16 protein-coding genes and 8 tRNA genes are annotated in these 20164 nt (G+C 64.8%); 19 read left to right on the forward strand and 5 right to left on the reverse strand.

From position 1 onward, the window contains the following. Positions 1–35: 35 nt before the first annotated feature. The 4 genes from ACXJJ9_RS02885 to ACXJJ9_RS02900 all read left to right on the forward strand — a co-directional run bounded on the left by ACXJJ9_RS02885 (position 36) and on the right by ACXJJ9_RS02900 (position 1984). Positions 36–338 (forward strand): integration host factor subunit alpha, encoded by a 303-nt coding sequence (locus ACXJJ9_RS02885; protein WP_310051697.1) that lies wholly within the window; start codon positions 36–38, stop codon positions 336–338. After that, the gene (locus ACXJJ9_RS02890) at positions 331–687 is read left to right on the forward strand and encodes a MerR family transcriptional regulator (protein WP_310051699.1); all 357 of its coding nucleotides are present in this window, start codon (positions 331–333) and stop codon (positions 685–687) included. Before ACXJJ9_RS02885 ends, ACXJJ9_RS02890 begins: the two co-directional genes overlap by 8 nt. Before the next feature lie 53 nt (positions 688–740). Further along, a tRNA-Pro gene (locus ACXJJ9_RS02895) sits at positions 741–817 on the forward strand. A 138-nt stretch (positions 818–955) separates the two neighbouring features. Next, a complete protein-coding gene (locus tag ACXJJ9_RS02900) occupies positions 956–1984 on the forward strand; it encodes a TraB/GumN family protein (protein WP_457095748.1) in 1029 nt (342 codons plus the stop codon). Between the two features lie 9 nt (positions 1985–1993). Here ACXJJ9_RS02900 and ppx read toward each other — a convergent pair whose 3' ends face one another. The 5 genes from ppx to ACXJJ9_RS02925 form a co-directional block, all read right to left on the reverse strand. Then, positions 1994–3523, reverse strand: a complete 1530-nt coding sequence (ppx, locus tag ACXJJ9_RS02905) for an exopolyphosphatase (RefSeq protein ID WP_457095749.1) — start codon at positions 3521–3523, stop codon at positions 1994–1996. Positions 3524–3615: 92 nt separating this feature from the next. Further along, positions 3616–5733 (reverse strand): polyphosphate kinase 1, encoded by a 2118-nt coding sequence (gene ppk1, locus ACXJJ9_RS02910; RefSeq protein ID WP_457095750.1) that lies wholly within the window; start codon positions 5731–5733, stop codon positions 3616–3618. Next, complete coding sequence (phoR, locus tag ACXJJ9_RS02915; RefSeq protein ID WP_457095751.1) at positions 5730–7103, reverse strand: phosphate regulon sensor histidine kinase PhoR; 1374 nt, start codon at positions 7101–7103, stop codon at positions 5730–5732. Before phoR ends, ppk1 begins: the two co-directional genes overlap by 4 nt. Before the next feature lie 151 nt (positions 7104–7254). Beyond that, on the reverse strand, positions 7255–7962 hold the full coding sequence (gene phoB / locus ACXJJ9_RS02920; protein WP_457095752.1) for a phosphate regulon transcriptional regulator PhoB: 708 nt from the start codon (positions 7960–7962) through the stop codon (positions 7255–7257). Between the two features lie 104 nt (positions 7963–8066). Then, positions 8067–9644, reverse strand: a complete 1578-nt coding sequence (locus tag ACXJJ9_RS02925) for a M48 family metalloprotease (protein WP_457095753.1) — start codon at positions 9642–9644, stop codon at positions 8067–8069. 203 nt (positions 9645–9847) lie between these two features. On the opposite strand from ACXJJ9_RS02925, the gene grxC reads away from it, so the two are divergent. The 15 genes from grxC to ACXJJ9_RS03000 all read left to right on the forward strand — a co-directional run bounded on the left by grxC (position 9848) and on the right by ACXJJ9_RS03000 (position 20046). Continuing rightward, positions 9848–10117, forward strand: a complete 270-nt coding sequence (grxC, locus tag ACXJJ9_RS02930) for a glutaredoxin 3 (RefSeq protein ID WP_310051713.1) — start codon at positions 9848–9850, stop codon at positions 10115–10117. Then, positions 10114–10527, forward strand: coding sequence for a carboxymuconolactone decarboxylase family protein (locus tag ACXJJ9_RS02935; protein WP_457095754.1), 414 nt, complete (start codon positions 10114–10116; stop codon positions 10525–10527). Before grxC ends, ACXJJ9_RS02935 begins: the two co-directional genes overlap by 4 nt. Positions 10528–10727: 200 nt before the next feature. Next, the gene (locus tag ACXJJ9_RS02940; RefSeq protein ID WP_457095755.1) at positions 10728–11732 is read left to right on the forward strand and encodes an isocitrate dehydrogenase; all 1005 of its coding nucleotides are present in this window, start codon (positions 10728–10730) and stop codon (positions 11730–11732) included. 103 nt (positions 11733–11835) lie between these two features. Continuing rightward, a tRNA-Pro gene (locus ACXJJ9_RS02945) sits at positions 11836–11912 on the forward strand. A 64-nt stretch (positions 11913–11976) separates the two neighbouring features. Then, positions 11977–12053, forward strand: a tRNA-Arg gene (locus ACXJJ9_RS02950). A gap of 26 nt (positions 12054–12079) precedes the next feature. Next, positions 12080–12156, forward strand: a tRNA-His gene (locus ACXJJ9_RS02955). A gap of 62 nt (positions 12157–12218) precedes the next feature. Beyond that, positions 12219–12294: transfer RNA gene (locus tag ACXJJ9_RS02960), tRNA-Lys, on the forward strand. Between the two features lie 71 nt (positions 12295–12365). Continuing rightward, positions 12366–12450, forward strand: a tRNA-Leu gene (locus ACXJJ9_RS02965). A 342-nt stretch (positions 12451–12792) separates the two neighbouring features. Continuing rightward, the gene (tig, locus tag ACXJJ9_RS02970) at positions 12793–14088 is read left to right on the forward strand and encodes a trigger factor (protein WP_457095756.1); all 1296 of its coding nucleotides are present in this window, start codon (positions 12793–12795) and stop codon (positions 14086–14088) included. 191 nt (positions 14089–14279) lie between these two features. Next, positions 14280–14906, forward strand: a complete 627-nt coding sequence (clpP, locus tag ACXJJ9_RS02975; protein ID WP_457095757.1) for an ATP-dependent Clp endopeptidase proteolytic subunit ClpP — start codon at positions 14280–14282, stop codon at positions 14904–14906. Positions 14907–15056: 150 nt separating this feature from the next. Then, entirely contained in the window at positions 15057–16340 is a 1284-nt protein-coding gene (gene clpX / locus ACXJJ9_RS02980; protein WP_310051727.1) for an ATP-dependent Clp protease ATP-binding subunit ClpX, read from the forward strand. Between the two features lie 421 nt (positions 16341–16761). After that, positions 16762–19203, forward strand: a complete 2442-nt coding sequence (lon, locus tag ACXJJ9_RS02985; RefSeq protein ID WP_457095758.1) for an endopeptidase La — start codon at positions 16762–16764, stop codon at positions 19201–19203. Between the two features lie 218 nt (positions 19204–19421). Continuing rightward, entirely contained in the window at positions 19422–19694 is a 273-nt protein-coding gene (locus ACXJJ9_RS02990) for an HU family DNA-binding protein (protein ID WP_056133023.1), read from the forward strand. A gap of 133 nt (positions 19695–19827) precedes the next feature. Then, a tRNA-Val gene (locus tag ACXJJ9_RS02995) sits at positions 19828–19902 on the forward strand. A 67-nt stretch (positions 19903–19969) separates the two neighbouring features. Beyond that, positions 19970–20046 (forward strand) — tRNA-Asp (locus ACXJJ9_RS03000). The last annotated feature ends 118 nt before the right edge of the window (positions 20047–20164 follow it).

The raw sequence follows: 20164 nt of genomic DNA on the forward strand, positions 1-20164 counted from the left end.
GCAGTTGTTCAAGCAGTAGTTGAGGGTTGTGACCGATGGCATTGACCAAGGCTGAGATGGCCGAACGTCTGTTCGACGAAGTCGGGCTGAACAAGCGCGAGGCCAAGGAATTCGTCGACGCGTTCTTTGACGCGCTGCGCGAGGCCCTGGAACAGGGTCGCCAGGTCAAGCTGTCCGGCTTCGGCAATTTCGACCTGCGCCGCAAGAACCAGCGCCCGGGCCGGAATCCGAAGACCGGTGAGGAAATCCCGATTTCCGCCCGCACGGTGGTCACTTTCCGTACCGGCCAGAAGTTGAAGGAACGCGTCGAGGCCTACACCGGAGCCGAGCATGCTTGACCCCGGCAGCAACCGCGAACTCCCGCCGATCCCGGCCAAGCGCTACTTCACCATCGGTGAGGTCAGCGAGCTGTGCGAAGTGAAGCCGCACGTGCTGCGTTACTGGGAAACCGAATTCCCGATGCTCAGCCCGGTCAAGCGCCGCGGTAACCGCCGTTACTACCAGCGCCATGAAGTGCTGATGGTGCGCCAGATCCGCGGCCTGCTGTACGAACAGGGCTATACCATCGGCGGCGCACGCCTGCGCCTCGAGGGCGAGGGTGCGAAGGAAGAATCGGCACTGAGCTCGCAGATCATCCGGCAGGTGCGGATGGAACTGGAAGAAGTTCTGCAGCTGCTGCGTCGATAAGGCCTTTTGTTTATACTTGCCGCCCGCTCAAACGCGGCAACAGCAAGACTTTTCGGGGTATAGCGCAGCCTGGTAGCGCATCTGCCTGGGGGGCAGAGGGTCGTCGGTTCGAATCCGGCTACCCCGACCAATTCGTTTACCGTAACGCCCGGCCCGCGCCGGGCGTTGTCGTTTGGCCACCATGGACAGGGTGGGGCGAACTCGCACCGCGTTCGGGTGTCTTTAAGTTCACCGCCTCGATCCCGAAGGCCATCACGGAGTGCAATGGATGCGTTCGACTGCCCTGGCTTGCCTGTTGTTGACGTCGTTGTGGGTCACTCCGGCCTTGGCGACACAAGAAGGTGCGTCGCAAGCCGCGCCGCCGATCCGCGATGAAGCACCGGTCATGGTCTCGGGCAAGTTGCCCGGTCCGGGCATGTGGAAGGTGTCGCGCAACGGGCACGTGATGTATGTGCTGGGCACGGTATCGCCACTGCCCAAGGGCATGGAATGGATTTCCCGCGACGTCGAGCAGGTGCTGTCGCAAGCGCGCGAGGTTGTAACCGGTCCGAGCTATCAGGTCGACACCGATGTCGGTTTCTTCGGCAAGCTGGCGCTGCTGCCTTCGCTGGTCGGTGTGCGCAAAAACCCCGGCGACAAGAAGCTGCAGGAAGTGGTTTCGGCCGAATCGTATGCGCGCTGGCTGGTGCTCAAGCAGCGCTACCTCGGTCGCGATGGAAGCGTCGAGAAGATGCGGCCGATCTTCGCGGCGAGCGAGCTGTACCAGGCGGCCATCAAGGATGCGGGGTTGGCCGGTGGCATCGTCTGGCCCGTGGTGGAGCATTCGATCAAGGCGAACCACATCAAGCTCACCGAACCGAAGGTGAAGGTGACGATCTCCGATCCAAAGGCGGCGTTGAAGGAATTCCGCTCCGAGTCCATCAGCGACCAGGCCTGCTTCGACAAGATGCTGGCGAACCTGGAAACCGACGTCGCGCGAATGGCGCAGCGGGCGAACGCCTGGGCCGTGGGCGATATCGACGCGCTACGCACCCTGCCGCTCGGCGATCAGTACCAGACTTGCCAGAACGCGCTCATGCAGGCGCCCGCGGCGCAGAAGCGCGGGATCGTCGATGCCGAAGGCCAGGCCCGCCGGGCCTGGCTGTCGGCCGCGGAGTCGGCGATCGCCGACAACCCGGTAAGTTTCGCCGTGTTGCCGATGGCGGAGTTGCTTAAGAGCGACGGGTCTGTGCCGGCGCTGCAAGCCAAGGGCTATGTCGTCGAGGCCCCGGATGCCGCAGAGCCGTCTACCGATTGAGAGGCTTCGTCAAAGCGCCTGGATCTGCAGTTGGATGCCCAGCCCGGCCATGTCCTCCGGCTCGCCGTCCAGGTCGGCCTTCACCAGCGGCCGTGCGTCCAGCCACCGCTTCGATACGGTAAGCATCAGCTGGGCGCCGTCGGCCTTGAGGTCGAGGCGCGGGATCTCGCCGTTCTCGTGCGAACGATGCAGCAGCACGGCAAGCCGCAACAGCGCGGCGCTGCGCCGGGCAGTGGTCAGCAGGCGGTCCGGCACGGCGTCGAATGCGGACTTCGGGATGTTGCGGCGATGCGTGCGGATCAGCGCGGCGAGGAAGCGCTGCTGCTGCTGCGAGAAGCCCGCGATGTCCGAGTTTTCGACGACATAGGCACCATGCACGTGGTACTGGCTGTGCGCGATCACCAGGCCGAGCTCGTGCAGGCGCGCGGCGCGCCCGAGCATGAGCCGGTCATCGGCATCCAGCGACCAGGCCTTCGCCACCTGGTCGAACAAAAGCATCAGCGAATCCTCGACGCGCTTGGCCTGCTTCTTGTCGATCGCGTAACGCACCATCAAGGCATCGACCGAGGAGTCGCGCGGATCGTGTTCGCCGCCACGACCGATCATGTCGTACAGGATGCCTTCGCGCATCGCCGCCTTGCTGACCTGCATGCGCTGCAGGTCCAGCGCCGCGAATGCGGCTTCCAGCACCAGCACGCCGCCGGCGATCACCGGGCGACGTTCGGATGAGAGGCCGGGCAAGTCGATCTTATCGATGTGGTCGGCCTGCAGCAGGCGGTCACGCACCTGCGGCAGCGCCTCGGCGGTGACGGCGCCCTTGGTGAGCTTCATCGCCGCGCAGATCTCGCCGATGGCCTTGTTGGTGCCCGAGGAGCCGGTGACCTCATGCCAGCCGAGGGCGCGATACGTCCCGGTGAACTGCTGGAACTGCGCTGTCGCTTCGGTCAGCGCCTCGCGCCATTTCTTCTTGGAGAGCTTGCCGCCGGGGAAGAAGCGGCGCGTGCTGGCGACGCAGCCCAGTTGCAGGCTTTCGCGTTCGATAGCCTCGAAGCCGGCGCCGATGATGCATTCGGTCGAGCCACCGCCGATGTCGATGACCAGTCGCAGCTCGCCCGGCTTCGACGGCTGCGCATGGGCGACACCCAGGTACACCAGTCGTGCCTCTTCGCGGCCGGACACGACTTCGATCGCGTGGCCCAGGGCGGCTTCCGCCGGCACGAGGAAGGTTTGCGGTTGCGCGAGGCTGCGCACCGTGTTGGTGGCGATGGCGCGGATCCGCTGCGGCGGGATGTCCTGCACGCGCTGTCCGAAACGTGCGAGGCAGTCGATTGCCCGCTGCCGCACCGTGGTGCTGAGGCCGCCCTTGCCATCGAGGCCCTCCGCAAGGCGCACGGTTTCCCGGAGGCGATCGACGGTGCGCAGCTGTCCGAGCAGATAGCGCGCGACCACCATGTGGAAGCTGTTGGAACCAAGGTCGACGGCCGCAAGCAAGTCGCCGTCTTCGAGGGGAAGCCGCGCACTCGGATAGAGGTCATTCATGCGCACATGATCCCATGTTCATGTAAGACCCCGGAACGAGAGCGGCCGCCAGAGTGACCGGCGGGGGAGCAGGACTGGTGCGCAGGCTGCCGTCAGCCGCTGATTTTGTCCAGCAAGACCGCCTGCGCCGAATGCGGTGGCTTGCCGTCCGGTTGCAGGCGCTCGTAGCTGCCGTCGGCATGCAGCTGCCATGCGTTGACGTTGTCGGCGAGGTAGTTGGCCAGCGCCTCATCGAAAACACGCTGGCGCAGGTCGGTATCGAGCAGCGGGAAAGCGGTTTCGACGCGGCGCAGCAGGTTGCGTTCGAGCCAGTCGGCACTGGAGCAGAACAGGTCCGGGGTGCCGTCGTTGGCGAACCAGTAGACGCGGTGGTGCTCCAGGAAGCGTCCAACGATGGAACGCACCCGGATGTTGTCGGACACGCCCGGCACGCTGGGCCGCAAGGTGCACGCGCCGCGTACGATGAGGTCGATCTGCACACCGGCCTGCGAGGCCTGGTAGAGCGCGCGTACGACCTGGGGTTCGTTCAAGGCATTCATCTTGGCGACGATGCGGGCAGGGCTGCCTGCTTTCGCGTGCCGGGTCTCGCGATCGATGCGCTTGAGCACGCCCGCGTGCAGGGTGAACGGGGATTGCAGCAGGCGCTTGAGCTTGACCGCCGGCGCGAGGCCAGAGATCTGCTGGAAGATCTGGTGCACGTCGCTGCCGATGTCCGGGTCGGCGGTGAGCAGGCCGAAGTCCGTGTACACACGCGCGGTGCCGCTATGGTAATTGCCGGTGCCCATGTGCACGTAGCGGCGCAGCTTGCGGCCCTCGCGGCGCACGATCAGCAGCATCTTCGCGTGTGTCTTGTAGCCCACCACGCCGTAAACGACCTGCACGCCGGCATCCTGCAGGCGGTCGGCGAGGCCGAGGTTGGCTTCCTCGTCGAAGCGCGCGCGCAGCTCGACGACAACGGTGACGTCCTTGCCGTTGCGCGCAGCCTGCACGAGATGGTCGACGATCGGCGAATCCTTGCCGGTGCGGTACAGCGTCTGCTTGATCGCTAGCACGTTCGGGTCTTCGGCCGCCTGCTTGATCAGCTCGAGGACCGGTGCGAACGAATCGAAGGGATGGTGCAGCAATACGTCGCGCTCGCCGACGATGTCGAACATCGAGTCGAGCCCACCCAGTACCCGGGGCTGGAACGGCGGGAACTTGAGTTCCGGTCGCTGCACCAGGTCGTACACCTGGATCACGCGGTTGAGGTTGACCGGGCCGTTGATGCGGTACACGGCATTCTCGGGCAGGTCGAAATTCTCCAGCAGCGTGCGCACGATCGGCTTGGGGCACTGCTCGGCGATCTCCAGGCGGACTGCGCGCAGGTAGCCACGGCCGGCGAGTTCGTCGCGCAGCGCCAGCGCGATGTTGTCGACTTCTTCCTCGTCGACCACCAGTTCGGAATTGCGGGTAACGCGGAACTGGTAGGCGCCTTCGACCTTCATGCCGGGGAAAAGCTCATCGACGAAGGCCGACAGCACCGCGGACAGGAAGACGAAATCATGCGGTCCGCCCGAAACCTCCTCGGGCAACTGGATGATGCGCGGCAGCGACCGCGGCGCACGCACGATCGCGAGATGCCCGGCGCGGCCGAACGCATCCCGGCCCTTGAGCACGACGACGATGTTCAGCGACTTGTTGAGGATCTTCGGAAACGGGTGCGCGGGATCGAGGCCGAGTGGCGACAGCACTGGCATGATCTCTTCGCGGAAATGGGTACGCAGCCATTGGGTCTGCGTTTCGGTCCAGGCGTCGCGGTGCAGCACGCGCACGCCGGCTTCCGACAGCGCCGGGCGCAGCACCTGGTTCCAGCATTCGTATTGCGCGGCGACGAGGTCGGCGGCGCGATCGTGGATGCGCGCGAGCACGGCCGCCGGTGCGAGGCCGTCGGCGCCCGGCGCCAGGCCGAGATCATGTGCATGGCGCAGGGTGCCTGCACGGATCTCGAAGAATTCATCGAGGTTGGTGCATGAGATGCACAGGTAGCGCAGGCGTTCGAGCAGCGGGAAGTTCGCGTCCTGCGCCTGTGCGAGCACCCGGAAGTTGAAGTCGAGCTGCGACAGTTCGCGGTTGAAGTACAGCGCGGGGTCACGCAGGCGATCGGTTTCGTGGCCGGCTTCATAGGCGCTGGCGTTGGCCGCGTTGTTCAAAAGCTCGGTGGCGTGTTTCATGGCAGGGCAGCTTTCATGTCGGAGGCATCCAGGGGTTCGCGCGGGCGCACGCGCTCGGCGCCGAAGTGACATGAGAAGGTACTGCCAAGACCGACTTCGCTGGTGATCTCCAGTCGCGCCTGGTGCAGGTTGAGCACGTGTTTGACGATCGACAGGCCCAGGCCGGTTCCGCCGCTCTCGCGCGAGCGGCTGGTCGAAACCCGATAGAAGCGTTCGGTGATGCGCGGCAGGTGCGGCGCGGGAATGCCGTAGCCGGTGTCCACCACCTCCAGCACGACACCCGTGTCCCTGGCCATTGCACCACTGTTGAGCCGCTCGGGCCGGTCCTTGCGGAAGCGGATGGTGATGTGCCCGCCGGCGGGGGTGTACCGGATCGCGTTGCCGACGAGATTGGAGAATGCGCTGTGCAGTTCCTTGCCGGAGCCAAACAGGTCGACGCCGGCGCTGTCTTCCACGCTGACCTCGTGCCGGCCCTGGCTCAGGGCCATCGCTTCACGCCGCAGCGTACTGAGCATGGTGGACATCGCGACCGGTTCCTCGGCCGGAAGGTGGTCGGCGGACTCCAGGCGTGACAGCGTGAGCAGGTCTTCCACCAGTTGGGTCATCCGCTGCGACTGGCGCTGCATTTCGGCGAGCATCGGCGCCCAGTCGGGGTGCTCGGCGGGATCGAGCATGTCCAGGTAGCCATGCACCACCGTAAGCGGCGTGCGCAGCTCATGCGAGACATTGGCGACGAAGTCGCGACGCATCTGCTCCAGCTGCAGCAGCCGGGTGACATCGCGCGCCACCAGCAGCCACAGGTTTTCGGAATACGGGATCAGGCGCAGGCTGAGCGTGATCGTGGGATTCCATGGCGAAGCGACTTCCAGCGGCTCGGCATTGCGCCCCGAGGCGAGCCAGCGCGATATCTGCAATGGCTGCAGGCGATGGGCCACGGGGGTATTGATGTCCTGCGGATGCTGCAGGTGGAGCAGGCCGTGGGCGGCTTCGTTGAACCACTGGATGCGCTGGCTGTTGCGTTCGACGACGACGATGGCGTCAGGCAACGCGGCGGCCGCGGCCCGGTATGCGCGAAGCATTTCGATCAGGCGCCGCTTGCGGCCGCGCATTTCCTGCTGGCCGCGGTGGAGCAGGCGGTCGAGCTCGTTCCATGTGCCCCCGCCCAGCGGTGGCGTGTAGCGCTGGCGGGCGGTGAGCCGCATGAGGAGCTTGCGCAGTCGCCAGTAGTGCCACGCCACCACGCCGAGCGCGGCTACGGTGAGCACCTGCCACGGGTGCCGGATCAGCACTCCCACCAGCGCTGCCGCCGCCAGGATCAGGGCGAGCTGACCCAGGGTGCGGAACCAGGCGGAGCGGATGCGGGGTGGCATGTTCTGGCGGATTCCGGGCGGAGTAGGGCGATTGTCGGGGAAAGGCATGCACGCATGTGGCGCGCCTATCGCATTTTGCGCCTGATCCCGTGGGCGGCACGCGATCCGCGGCGGACCTGGCAGGGCGGGCTTGCGGCGATGGGTTCCCCGGCTACGCCTCCACCGCAGCGGAAAAGCGATAGCCCGCTCCGCGCACGGTCTGCACCATGCCGTCGAGCAGGTGCGGCTCTAGCGTCTTGCGCAGGCGCCGGATGTGTACGTCGACGGTGCGCTCTTCCACGTACACGCTGCCGCCCCATACATGGTCGAGCAACTGGGTGCGCGAGTAGACCCGCTCGGGATGGGTCATGAAGAAATGCAGCAGGCGGTATTCGGTGGGACCGATCTGCACCGGTTGCTCGCTGCCATCGGCATGGGCGAATACACGGTGCGCGGCGCCGTCGATGCGCAGGGGGCCGACTCCCACGCTGCCGTCTTCGTCGTCCTCGCGTGAGCGGCGCAGCACGGCGCGGATGCGTGCGAGCAGTTCGCGGGCGGAGAAGGGCTTGACCACGTAGTCGTCGACGCCGGCCTCCAGGCCGCCGACGCGGTCGTTCTCCTCGCCGCGCGCGGTGAGCATGATGATCGGTATCTCTCGGGTCAGCTGTTCCTTGCGCCAGCGGCGGGCTAGCTCGAGGCCGCTGGTGCCGGGCAGCATCCAATCCAGCAGGATCAGGTCGGGGACGCGGTCGGCGATGGCCGCCTGCGCCTCGCGGGCGTCGCCGGCGTGGACCGGGTCGTATTCGCCCTTGCGCAAGGCGAAGGACACCATGTCGCGAATGGCGGGTTCGTCTTCAACGATAAGAATGCGCTTCTGCACGGGGCACCGGTCGGGGGAAGGGCGGGGAAGCTGAAGCCGCGCCAGTACACTACCGTTTTGTGACGACTCCGTGACACCGCCAAGCCTTGCGCCGCCGGCACAAGCTAGTGGCGTTGCAGATCCTCGTCGCGGATGCCCTGGCGCTTCAATTCCAGCACCGTCGGTGTGATCGCGGCGATGCGGGCGTCGATGCGGGCACGGGCGTAATAGTCCAGGTCCTGGCGACGCCGGAGCGTGTTGAGCTGGACGAGGGCCTGTTCGGCGCGGCCATTCAGATAGGCCGATTCCGCGTAGGCCTCACCGGCCCGGACCGGGTCGCCGGCGATTTCGCTGGCCCGGGCGAACACCTGCTGGAATTCAGGATCCTCGCCAGACTGCCCCAGCAGCGGGCGCAGGATCGCTTGCGCGCGCTTGCCCGCCGCCGGCGAGTTGCGTTCAGCCAGCGTGCGCGCATAGGTGAGCGCCGCGGGCCGGTTCTGCGGCATCGACTTCAGGATGGCCTCGAAGCGAGCGTCGGCCGCGTCCGCCTTGCCCGAACGGGCTTCGGCTTCGCCCAGCGCCAGCGACAGCCAGAGATCGCCGGGATGCTTTTCCAGCAGTTCGGCCAGCATGGAGGCCGCGCCGGCACCCTGGTTGGCGCGCAGCTTCGCCACGGCCAGGCCATAGCGCTGGGCATCGTTCAGTGGCTTGCCCTTGGCGAGGCGGTCGTATTCGCGGATCGCATCGCTGGGGCTGTCGGCGCTCAGCACACGCAGGCGTTCGCGCGCGTAGTCGAACTGGCCAGTGCCGCCGCCGGCCGCCGAGGAGCCGATCTTCAGCCCGCTTGGCAGCAGCGGGTTGTCGCTGGCGATATCGGCTTCGAAATGCGCCGGTGCACGGGCGATCTGTTCGGCCAGCGCCTTGGCCTCGCTGATGCGCGTCGTGGTGACCGGGTGGCTCATCAGATAGCTCGGGGTCTCGCCGTAGTAGCCGGCGCGGTTGGCGCGCGATCGCGAGTTGAGTGTTCCGAAAAAGCCCGCCATTGCAGCGGTGTCGTAATGGCTGCGGGCGAGGGTCTGGATGCCGATGCGGTCGGCTTCCGATTCGTTGGAGCGCGTGTAGTCGATCTGTCGTTGCTGCATCAGGCCCAGGCCGGAGACGACCGCGGCCTGCACGGCATTATCTGCGGACGTCCCTCCCGAGGCCTGCGCCGCGACCACAGCACCGAGCATTGCCAGCAGGATCGGCAGCTGGTCGCGCTGGGCGCGCTCGACCGCGCGGAGCACGTGCTGCTGGGTGACATGCGCGATTTCATGCGACAGCACGGCGGCGACTTCATCCTCGCGTTCCGCCGCCAGTACCAGTCCGGAATTCACCCCGACATAGCCGCCCAGCGTCGCGAAGGCGTTGATCTGGCGCTCGCGCAGCATGAAAAACGTGAAGGGTTGTTGCGGCCTGTCGCTGTTGGCCGCGAGCCGCGAGCCCAGGGTGTCCAGCCAGCTGGCGATCAACGGATCTTCCAGCGTGTAGTCGTAGTGACGGAGCTGGGCCAGCATCATGCTCCCGTACTCGCGCTGCCTGTGCGGCGTCAGCAACTCGCCGGCGGAAGATCCAATGTCGGGCAGGCGCGATTCCTGCGCGCTGGCGAACGCGCTGGCGAGCGCGAAAACCACGGCAGCGGAGAGCAGGGTAGTACGTCGCAAGCGGGAATCCTCGGGGCGACCAGTCGGGGCAGGATGCGGGCAGGTCGGGGTGGCGGTGTGAATCGTCAGTTAATAGGCTCGTCCGGGAAAGTCCGCACCCTTTGGTACGCACGTCACTCTGTTCCGTGCACAGGGTGGAAAACGTGGGGCTCCAGGCCCATATTTCGACCATCTATCCATACGTAAGTTTCCAGGAGACGGTCTTGAGTGACGCCCCCAGTATTCTGATCTACACCACGGCGGTATGCCCCTATTGCGTAGCTGCGAAGAATTTCCTCAAGAGCAAGGGTCGCGCGTGGACTGAAATCCGTGTCGATACCGATCCCGCGGAGCGCGAAAAGATGATCGCGTCGACGCGGCGCACCAGCGTGCCACAGATATTCGTCGGCGAGACCCACGTGGGCGGGTACGACGACATGATCGCGCTGCACCGTGCCGGCGGTCTGGAACCCCTGCTGGCAGGTGCGGCATGACCGGCGCAGGCAGCGGGACCGGTGGTTCCGGAGAGGAGGGACGCGTCGCCGAATTCACCGCGTTCCGCAAGCGGATGAACGAACGCATCCTCGCGGAGCCCAACCAGGTCGTCCGGCGTTTTTTCGCCCTGGACACCCAGACGTACCAGGCTGGTGCGCTGGATGTGAAAACGAAGGAGCTCCTGGGGCTGGTGGCGTCGCTGGTCCTGCGCTGCGATGACTGCATCAGTTATCACGTCGCGCAGTGCAAGGAGGCCGGAGTCTCCCGCGACGAGATGTTCGAAACGTTCTCGGTCGGGCTGGTGGTCGGCGGTTCGATCGTCATTCCCCACCTGCGTCGTGCGGTCGATTTCCTCGACCAGCTCGAAGGCGGAAGCGCCGGCGCACCCGCTGCGCACGATCACGGCTGAGGCCCGGCTGAGGCCGGCGGGCCGGGTTCGCCAGATGGCGCAAAATCCCGGCCCGATAGCCGCTTTTCCCAGCGCACTGCGGCGCGTTGGGCCCCGTGGGACTGTCAAAGGTCCCTACAGCGCGGCATAATTTCCAGTTCTAAGCCCTTCCTTGCGCCACGCCTGCGCGCGTGGCGTCGGCCTGTCTGGAATATTGAAAAATGACGACGATCACTGTCATCCGCGGCGACGGCATCGGCCCGGAAATCATGGATGCCACCCTGGGCGTGCTCGACGCGATGAACGTCGGCCTGCAGTACGAATTCGCAGACGCCGGCCTGGTTGCGCTGGAGAAGCACGGCGAGCTGCTGCCGGCCGCCACCATGGATTCGATCCGCAAGAACCGCATTGCGCTGAAGTCGCCGCTGACCACGCCGGTGGGCGAGGGCTTTTCCTCGATCAACGTCGAGCTCCGCAAGCGTTTCGACCTCTACGCCAACGTGCGCCCGGCCAAGTCGTTCCCGAACACGAAGTCGCGCTTTCCCTCTGGCGTGGACCTGGTCACCGTGCGCGAGAACACCGAAGGCGCCTATATCGGTGAAGGGCAGGCATTGTCCGAAGACGGCGAAACCGCCGTGCTGACGCAGAAAGTCACCCGTCGCGGCTCCGAGCGCATCGTGCGCTACGCCTTCGAGCTCGCGCGCAAGACCGGCCGCAAGAAGGTCACCGTGGTGCACAAGGCCAATATCCTGAAGTCGACGTCAGGGCTGTTCCTCCGCACCGCGCGCGTGGTGGCGGCGGAATATCCCGACATCCAGTGCAACGAGATGATCGTCGACAACACCTGCATGCAGCTGGTGATGAAGCCCGAGCAGTTCGACATCATCGTCACCACCAACCTGTTCGGCGACATCATTTCCGACCTGTGTGCGGGCCTCGTCGGCGGCCTGGGGCTCGCGCCTGGGGCGAACATCGGCACCGACGCGGCGATCTTCGAGGCCGTGCACGGCTCCGCGCCGGACATCGCCGGCAAAGGCATCGCGAATCCCTGCGCGCTTTTGCTGGGTGCGGCGCAGATGCTCGACCACCTGGGCATGACCGACAAAGCCGAACGGTTGCGTGCCGCGATCATTGCCACGCTGGAGGCCAAGGATTCGCTCACCCCTGACCTGGGTGGCGACGGTTCCACCACGAGCTTCGCCAAGGCGATCGCCAGTCGTATCTGACTTCCGCCGGCCCAGCAGCTCGATGTGTCATTGACACTCAGGGCGCCTGCCACCAGAATGTTGGGCCTTTCGCGGCGTTGGTGCGCAACGAAAGTACCGGCTTCGGGGTATAGCTCAGCCTGGTAGAGCGCCAGCTTTGGGAGCTGGATGTCGTGGGTTCGAATCCCTCTGCCCCGACCATCCGTCTCCATGAGGTTCGAATCCATAAGGTTCGAAATCGCGGGTCAGCTAAGATGCGAATCTGGCGCCCGTAGCTCAACCGGATAGAGCACCGGCCTTCTAAGCCGGTGGTTGTGGGTTCGAGTCCCGCCGGGCGCGCCAAAAATGCCGTGAAAACAAGCTTTATGGTGGCTGTAGCTCAGTTGGTTAGAGTACTGGATTGTGATTCCAGTTGTCGGGGGTTCGAGTCCCCTCAGCCACCCCAGTTTGCGAAGTTGGGTTTGCCAAACAGAAACGGTTTGCTTACAATTTCGCTCCCGTTGTTCGGGGCCGTTAGCTCAGTTGGTAGAGCAGTTGACTCTTAATCAATAGGTCCAAGGTTCGAATCCTTGACGGCCCACCAAACACGAAACGCCCGGCCAAAAGCCGGGCGTTTTGCTTTGCCGGCAGTCGGTCGGCCAGAATGCGATCCACGCGAAAGTGGCGGAATTGGTAGACGCCCTGGATTTAGGTTCCAGTGCCGCAAGGCGTGCGGGTTCGAGTCCCGCCTTTCGCACCACGCCGCCTCAGCCAGGGGCGGCCGGGCAGGGTGATCGAGCCGTCGCGAGTGATGAAAGTGAATTGCCGGCGTTTGGAGCCGGTGGCTGAAAGCCCTCGCGGGCGAGGGCCAATAAATTCGCCGGCGCCTTGTTTTCCCCACGCGCTGCGGCGCGCTCCAGTCTTTGGGCCCTGCGGCACGTCTGTCGCGGCGCCCGCGCAACTGGCACCCGGCCCGATAATCGGCGAAACTAGCAAGTTCCGCTGGCTGGCCGATTTCGCGTCGTGCCGACAGCCAAACCGCCAATCCAGCCTTCAAAACGCCGCCCGCGGAAGCGACCGCGTGGCAGCAGGAGTGTCAGCAATGCAAGCTTCGGTCGAAACCCTGGGCAACCTCGAACGCCGTGTCACCTTCAGTCTTCCGGCAGACCGCCTGGAGACCGTGGTCGACGGCCGCCTGCGCGAGATCGCGCGGGGCGCCAAGATCAAGGGCTTCCGCCCGGGCAAGGTGCCGGCGAAGGTGATCCAACAGCGCTTCGGCCAGCAGGTCCGTGCCGAGGCCCTGGATGCGCTGCTGCGTGAAGGGTTTGGCAATGCCGTGCGCGAGCATGCGCTGCAGATCGCCGGCAACCCCCGCATCGAGCCGAAGGAAGGCGACGAGCTCGCCTACGTCGCCACGTTTGAGGTGGTGCCGGATTTCGGCGACATCGATGTCGCCAAGCTCAATGTGACCCGCCATACCGCCGAAGTCGCCGATACCGACCTCGAGGCGATGATCGAAAACCTGCGCCTGCAGCGTCGCATCTGGAATCCGGTCGAGCGCGCCGCACAGGAAGGCGACGCGGTCGAGATCGAAACCTGGTCGCAGGCGGGCGACGAGCGCGTTCCGGCGGAAGGCACTGAGCGCGGCGCAGCCGTACTCGGGTCGGGCAACATGTTTGCTGCGATCGAATCCGCGCTGGCCGGCATGAAGGTGGGCGACGAGAAGACCATCGACGTCGACTTCCCGGCCGACTGGCGGGTTCCGCAGTTCGCCGGCCGCAACGTCAAGGTGCACCTGACGGCGACCAAGGTTTCCGAGCCCGTGCAGCCGGAGGTCGACGCCGGCTTCATCAAGAGCTTCGGCATCAAGAGCGGCGATTCGGACCAGTTCCGCGCCGACATCCGCAGCAACCTCGAGCGCGAACTGAAAGGCGCATTGATGAACCGCCTGCGTCGCGAGGTCGGCGAACAGCTGATCGCCGCCTATGCGCACGTCGAAATGCCGCCGCGCCTGGTGGAAGCCGAGGCCCGCAACATGGCCTTCCAGGCCGTCGAGCAGGCCCGCCGCCAGGGCCAGTACATCCCGGAAGTGCCGGCGGACGCCTACCTTGGCTTCATGGATCCGGCCCGCAAGCGCGTCCTCGTTGGCCTGCTCGTGGGCGAAATCGCGCGTCGCAATGACCTGCGTCTCGACCCGCGCCGCGTCACCGAGACCCTCAAGCTGATCGCTTCGACCTATGAGGAGCCGCAGCAGGTGATCGAGTTGTACCGCAACGACGCCCAGCTGATGTCCGGCCTGCAGGCCCGCGTGATGGAGGAGCAGGTGATCGACTGGATCGCCGAGCGCGCCCAGCACACCGAGCAGGCGCTGTCCTTCAGCGACGCCATCCGCCAATAAATCGCAAGGAAGACCGCCCCAGCGGCGGTCCGGTGTCGGGCGCGGCTCCGGTCGCGCCCGCGTCGTTTTCGGGGTCCGGAATGCGACCCTGCTTCCGCCGCGGTCATGAATCATGCCGGTCGGACCCACTTGCGCTGGAGCCGCGCAGGCCCCAACTTGCTGACATCGCAGACCACCAGGTACCGCCACAGATGGACAACAGAACCCGAGCCCTGAACCTCGTTCCGATGGTGGTCGAACAGACCAGCCGGGGCGAGCGCGCGTACGACATCTATTCGCGCCTGTTGAAGGAGCGGGTGATCTTCCTCGTAGGCGGAATCGACGACCACGTCGCCAACGTGATCGTGGCCCAGATGCTGTTCCTCGAGGCTGAAAACCCCGAAAAGGACATCAGCCTCTACATCAACTCGCCGGGTGGCATCGTCACGGCCGGCATGGCGATCTACGACACAATGCAGTACATCAAGCCGGACGTGAGCACGATCTGCGTTGGCCAGGCCGCCTCGATGGGCGCGCTGCTGCTGGCCTCGGGCGCCAAGGGCAAGCGCTATGCGCTGCCGAATTCACGCGTGATGATCCACCAGCCGCTGGGTGGCTTCCAGGGACAGGCGTCGGACATCGACATCCATGCCCGCGAGATCCTGACCCTGCGCCAGAGGCTGAACGAAGTGCTCTCCAAGCACACCGGCCAGGCGCTGGAAACGATCGCCCGCGACACCGAGCGCGACAACTTCAAGAGTGCCGAAGCCGCCCGCGAGTACGGTCTGGTTGACCAGGTGCTCGAGCGTCGTCCTGAAGACTCGATCCAGGCGGGTTGAGCCGGCGGGACCTTCCGCTGGCGCCTCAATCGGCAAATTATTGATTTCACTTACAAATCAGCATGAAATCCGGGCTGCAGGCGGCCCGGATCGCTGTGGTATTCTCGGGTGGCCGGTCGACCGGCAGCCAGCAACACGCAAGGCAGGGGCATGAGCGACGAAAGACAAGGCCGTGGAGACAGCAACAAGATCCTTTATTGCTCCTTCTGCGGTAAGAGCCAGCACGAAGTACGCAAGCTGATCGCAGGCCCCAGCGTCTTCATCTGCGACGAGTGCGTAGAGCTGTGCAATGACATCATCCGCGAGGAGCTCGAGGAAAAGGCGCAGTCGGCCCGCAGCCACCTGCCCAAGCCCCGCGAGATCCTCGAGGTCCTCGACCAGTACGTGATCGGACAGTCGCGCGCGAAGAAGACGCTCGCGGTCGCTGTCTACAACCACTACAAGCGGATCGAGAGCCGGCAGAAGAACGACGACGTCGAGTTGGCGAAGTCGAACATCCTGCTGGTCGGCCCGACCGGTTCGGGCAAGACGCTGCTGGCCGAGACGCTGGCGCGCCTGCTCAACGTCCCGTTCACGATGGCCGATGCCACCACGTTGACCGAAGCCGGCTATGTCGGCGAGGACGTGGAGAACATCATCCAGAAGCTGCTGCAGAAGTGCGACTACGACGTCGAGAAGGCGCAGCAGGGCATCGTCTACATCGACGAGATCGACAAGATCTCGCGCAAGAGCGACAACCCGTCGATCACCCGCGACGTGTCGGGTGAAGGCGTGCAGCAGGCACTGCTGAAGCTGATCGAAGGCACTGTCGCGAGCGTGCCGCCGCAGGGCGGACGCAAGCATCCGCAGCAGGAATTCCTGCAGGTCGACACCCGCAACATCCTGTTCGTCGTCGGCGGCGCGTTCGCCGGCCTGGACAAGATCATCCAGCAGCGTTCGACCGAAGCAGGCGGCATCGGCTTCGGCGCCAAGGTCAAGAGCACTACGCGCAAGACCGATGCCAGCAAGGTGCTGGCGGATGTCGAGCCGGAAGACCTGATCAAGTTCGGCCTGATCCCCGAATTCGTCGGCCGCCTGCCGGTTGTGGCGACTCTGGAGGAACTGGACGAAGCCGCGCTGGTGACGATCCTGACGGAGCCGAAGAACGCCATCACCAAGCAGTTCAAGAAGCTGTTCGACATGGAAGGCGTGGAACTTGAGTTCCGCCCGGATGCGCTCATTGCGATTGCCAAGAAGGCGCTCAAGCGCAAGACCGGTGCCCGCGGCCTGCGCACGATCGTCGAGAGCGTCCTGCTCGACACGATGTACGACCTGCCGTCGCTGGAGAATGTCAGCAAGGTGGTCGTCGATGAGTCGGTGGTCGAACACAAGTCCGACCCTTACCTGATCTATCAGACACCGCCGGCAGCGCCCAAGCTCGCATCGGCAGAGTAGTGATCACAAGGGCGGCCGAGGCCGCCCTTGTTCTTTTTCGCCTTCCAGATGTGCACGCGGTGGCGCCGTCTGTGGGTGTCCCCCGACGTGGCGGGATTGGCACAACCCCGGCTGGATCCTGGCCCAGGCCACCGCAGCCATCACACAAGTGAAGAACCGGCCGTCGGCCTGCGGGCGAGGGCCCTGCGCAAGGCACGCAATCGCGGGCCGTTTTGCATGAATGCGGGCCGAGGCCGCCCCTGCGGAAGGTGCCGGTTAGACGCGCCAAGCTGCTGATTTTTCGTGGGTTGTCAGGCAAAAAGACAATCAGTGAACACGGTCGCTTGCATCCTTTGGCCGTCAGCCCCATAACCGTGCGAAGCGCTGCGACCTGGCCTCCCGGGCCGCACCCAATGCGTCCGCCTGATCTCCTGGAGTTGCCATGACTGTCTCTTCCGACCGCGAAACCATGAACCTGCCGGTGCTGCCGCTGCGGGACGTCGTGGTCTTTCCGCACATGGTGATTCCGCTCTTCGTCGGCCGCGACAAGTCGATCCGCGCGCTCGACCTGGCGATGGAGTCCGACAAGCGGATCCTGCTGGTAGCCCAGCGCTCCGCCGAGACCGACGACCCGTCGGGCAAGGACCTGTACGAAACCGGCACGCTGGCCCAGGTACTGCAACTGCTCAAGCTCCCGGACGGCACGATCAAGGTGCTGGTGGAAGGCGTGTCACGCGTAATCGTCGACCAGGTCGGCGAGAGCAATGGCGCGCTCGCCGGCAATGCGCAGGTCGTTGATCCCGTGATGGACCGGGACGAGCGCGAACTCGATGCGATTACCCGTTCGTTGATGGGGCTGTTCGAGCAGTACGTGAAGACCAACCGCAAGCTGCCGCCGGAACTCATGCAGACGCTGGCGGGCATCGACGAGCCCGGTCGCCTTGCCGACACGATCGCCGCGCACCTGGGCGTGCGGCTCAGCGACAAGCAGAAGCTCCTGGAAAGCCACTCCGTCGGTGCGCGCCTAGAGCAACTCGTCGGCCTCGTCGACGGTGAAATCGACGTGCAGCAGCTGGAGAAGCGCATCCGCGGCCGCGTGAAGTCGCAGATGGAAAAGAGCCAGCGCGAGTACTACCTCAACGAGCAGATGAAGGCGATCCAGAAGGAGCTCGGCGAGATCGACGACGCGCCCAATGACATCGACGAACTGACCCGCAAGATCGCCGAAGCCGGAATGCCCAAGCCGGTCGAAGCCAAGGCGCGCAACGAACTCAACAAGCTCAAGCAGATGTCGCCGATGTCCGCGGAGGCGGCCGTCGTGCGCAACTACCTGGAATGGCTGCTCGGCGTGCCGTGGAAAAAGCGCACCAAGATCCGCAAGGACCTCAAGGCCGCGCAGGATGTGCTCGATGCCGACCACTTCGGCCTGGAAAAGGTCAAGGAACGCATCCTCGAATACCTTGCCGTGCAATCGCGCGTGGCGAAGATGAAGGGCGCGATCCTGTGCCTCGTCGGCCCGCCGGGCGTGGGCAAGACCTCGCTGGGCCAGTCGATCGCAAAGGCGACCAACCGCAAGTTCGTGCGCATGTCGCTGGGCGGCGTGCGTGATGAAGCTGAAATCCGCGGCCACCGCCGCACCTACGTCGGCTCGATGCCGGGCCGCATCGTGCAGAACCTCAACAAGATCGGCAGCAAGAATCCGCTGTTCGTGCTCGACGAGATCGACAAGATGTCGATGGACTTCCGCGGCGATCCGTCCTCGGCATTGCTGGAAGTGCTCGATCCCGAGCAGAACACCGCCTTCAACGACCATTACCTCGAAGTCGACCTCGACCTATCCGAAGTGATGTTCGTGGCGACGTCCAATTCCTTGAACATTCCAGGTCCGTTGCTCGACCGCATGGAAGTGATCCGCATCCCGGGTTACACCGAGGAGGAGAAGCTCAACATCGCCATGCGCTACCTGCTGCCCAAGCAGATCAAGGCGAATGGCCTGAAGCCGGAAGAAATCAAGATCGCGGAAGACGCCGTGCAGGACATCGTGCGTTATTACACGCGCGAATCCGGCGTGCGTAATCTGGAACGCGAGATCTCCAAGATCTGCCGCAAGGTGGTGAAGGAGATCGCGCTTGCCGGCCCTGCCAAGGCAAAGAAGGCGGGCGCCAAGGCCAAGCCCGTCACCGTGACCTCGAAGAACCTCGACAAGTACCTGGGCGTGCGCCGCTTCGACTTCGGCCGCATCGAGGAACAGAGCGAAATCGGCCTGGTAACAGGCCTGGCGTGGACCGAAGTGGGCGGCGATCTGCTGCAGGTCGAGTCGACCCTGGTGCCCGGCAAGGGGCAACTGCTGCTCACCGGCCAGCTCGGCGAAGTGATGAAGGAGTCCGCCTCGGCCGCCTTGTCGGTCGTGCGCGCGCGGACCGATCGCCTGGGCATCGACCTGGACTTCCTGCAGAAGCATGACATCCACGTCCATGTCCCCGAAGGCGCGACGCCGAAGGACGGACCGAGTGCGGGCATCGCGATGGCCACGGCCCTCGTGTCCATGCTGACGAAGAACCCGGTCAAGGCCGATGTTGCGATGACCGGCGAAATCACCCTGCGTGGCAAGGTGCTCGCGATCGGTGGCTTGAAGGAAAAGCTGCTGGCGGCCCTGCGCGGAGGCATACGCACGGTGATCATTCCGGACGAGAACAAGAAGGATCTGGCCGACCTGCCCAAGGCCGTCACGCAGGGCATGAAGATCGTCACCGCAAAGTGGATTGACGAAGTGCTCGATGTCGCGCTGGAGCGGCCGGTGACCCCGACGCCCGCGATTCCGCCGGGCGAACTGCCGGTGCCGGATGGCGTGCAGTCGGCGGCGCAGGTGGACGTCAAGCATTGATGTCGACGCCTGGCCCCGCATCCCAATCGCCCTGAAGCCCGCACTACTGCTTGCTTTCAGCTTGCGGCCCCCGCAACCCCGCTGGTATAACGACGCCAGCCGCGTTGCTGCTGAGCCAGCGCAATCATGCGGCCCACTCGATCGGTAGCCGATTTACACAATCGGCTGTCCGGTTATCAGTACATCGCGGCGATCTGCCGCACAGGGAGTCCATACGAATGAATAAGGGCGAATTTGTTAGCGCCGTCGCTGACGCTGCCGAACTTTCCAAGGCCGATGCCGCCAAGGCTGTCGACGCCGCCATCAGTGTCATCACCAAGGCACTGAAGAAGGGCGACGCGGTCACCCTCGTCGGCTTCGGCACCTTCCAGGTGCGCGAGCGCGCTGCACGCGAAGGCCGCAATCCGAAGACCGGCGAAACGATCAAGATCCAGAAGTCGAAGAACCCGTCGTTCAAGGCCGGCAAGGCACTGAAGGACGCGGTCAACTGATCAACGCCTCGGCGTTGCCTGCACGAAGCCCGGCACTCGCCGGGCTTTTTGTTGGCGGCAATCCCGCTTCCCTTGCTCGCCTCGTCGGCTGGTGATCGTCGCATCGCCCGCGCTGCGCTATGATTCGCCGCCCGGGTGCTTAGCTCAGCGGTAGAGCGTCTCCTTTACACGGAGAGGGTCGGGGGTTCGAAACCCTCAGCACCCACCAGGTTCGAGAATTTCAGATCGGGTGTTGCGCAGTACGGTTCTGATCTGTATTATTTTCGGCTCAGCGCGGAGTGGTAGTTCAGTCGGTTAGAATGCTGGCCTGTCACGCCGGAGGTCGCGGGTTCGAGTCCCGTCCACTCCGCCATTTATCCCGGAACGCCCGCAGAAATGCGGGCGTTCTGCTTTTGGCGTCCCGCAAATGCGGACAGCGCCTGGCGGGGCGGATCCGCATGCATTCGCCGCCGCAGGGACGGATTGCCTGG

The organism is Lysobacter sp. P5_B9, assembly GCF_054049835.1.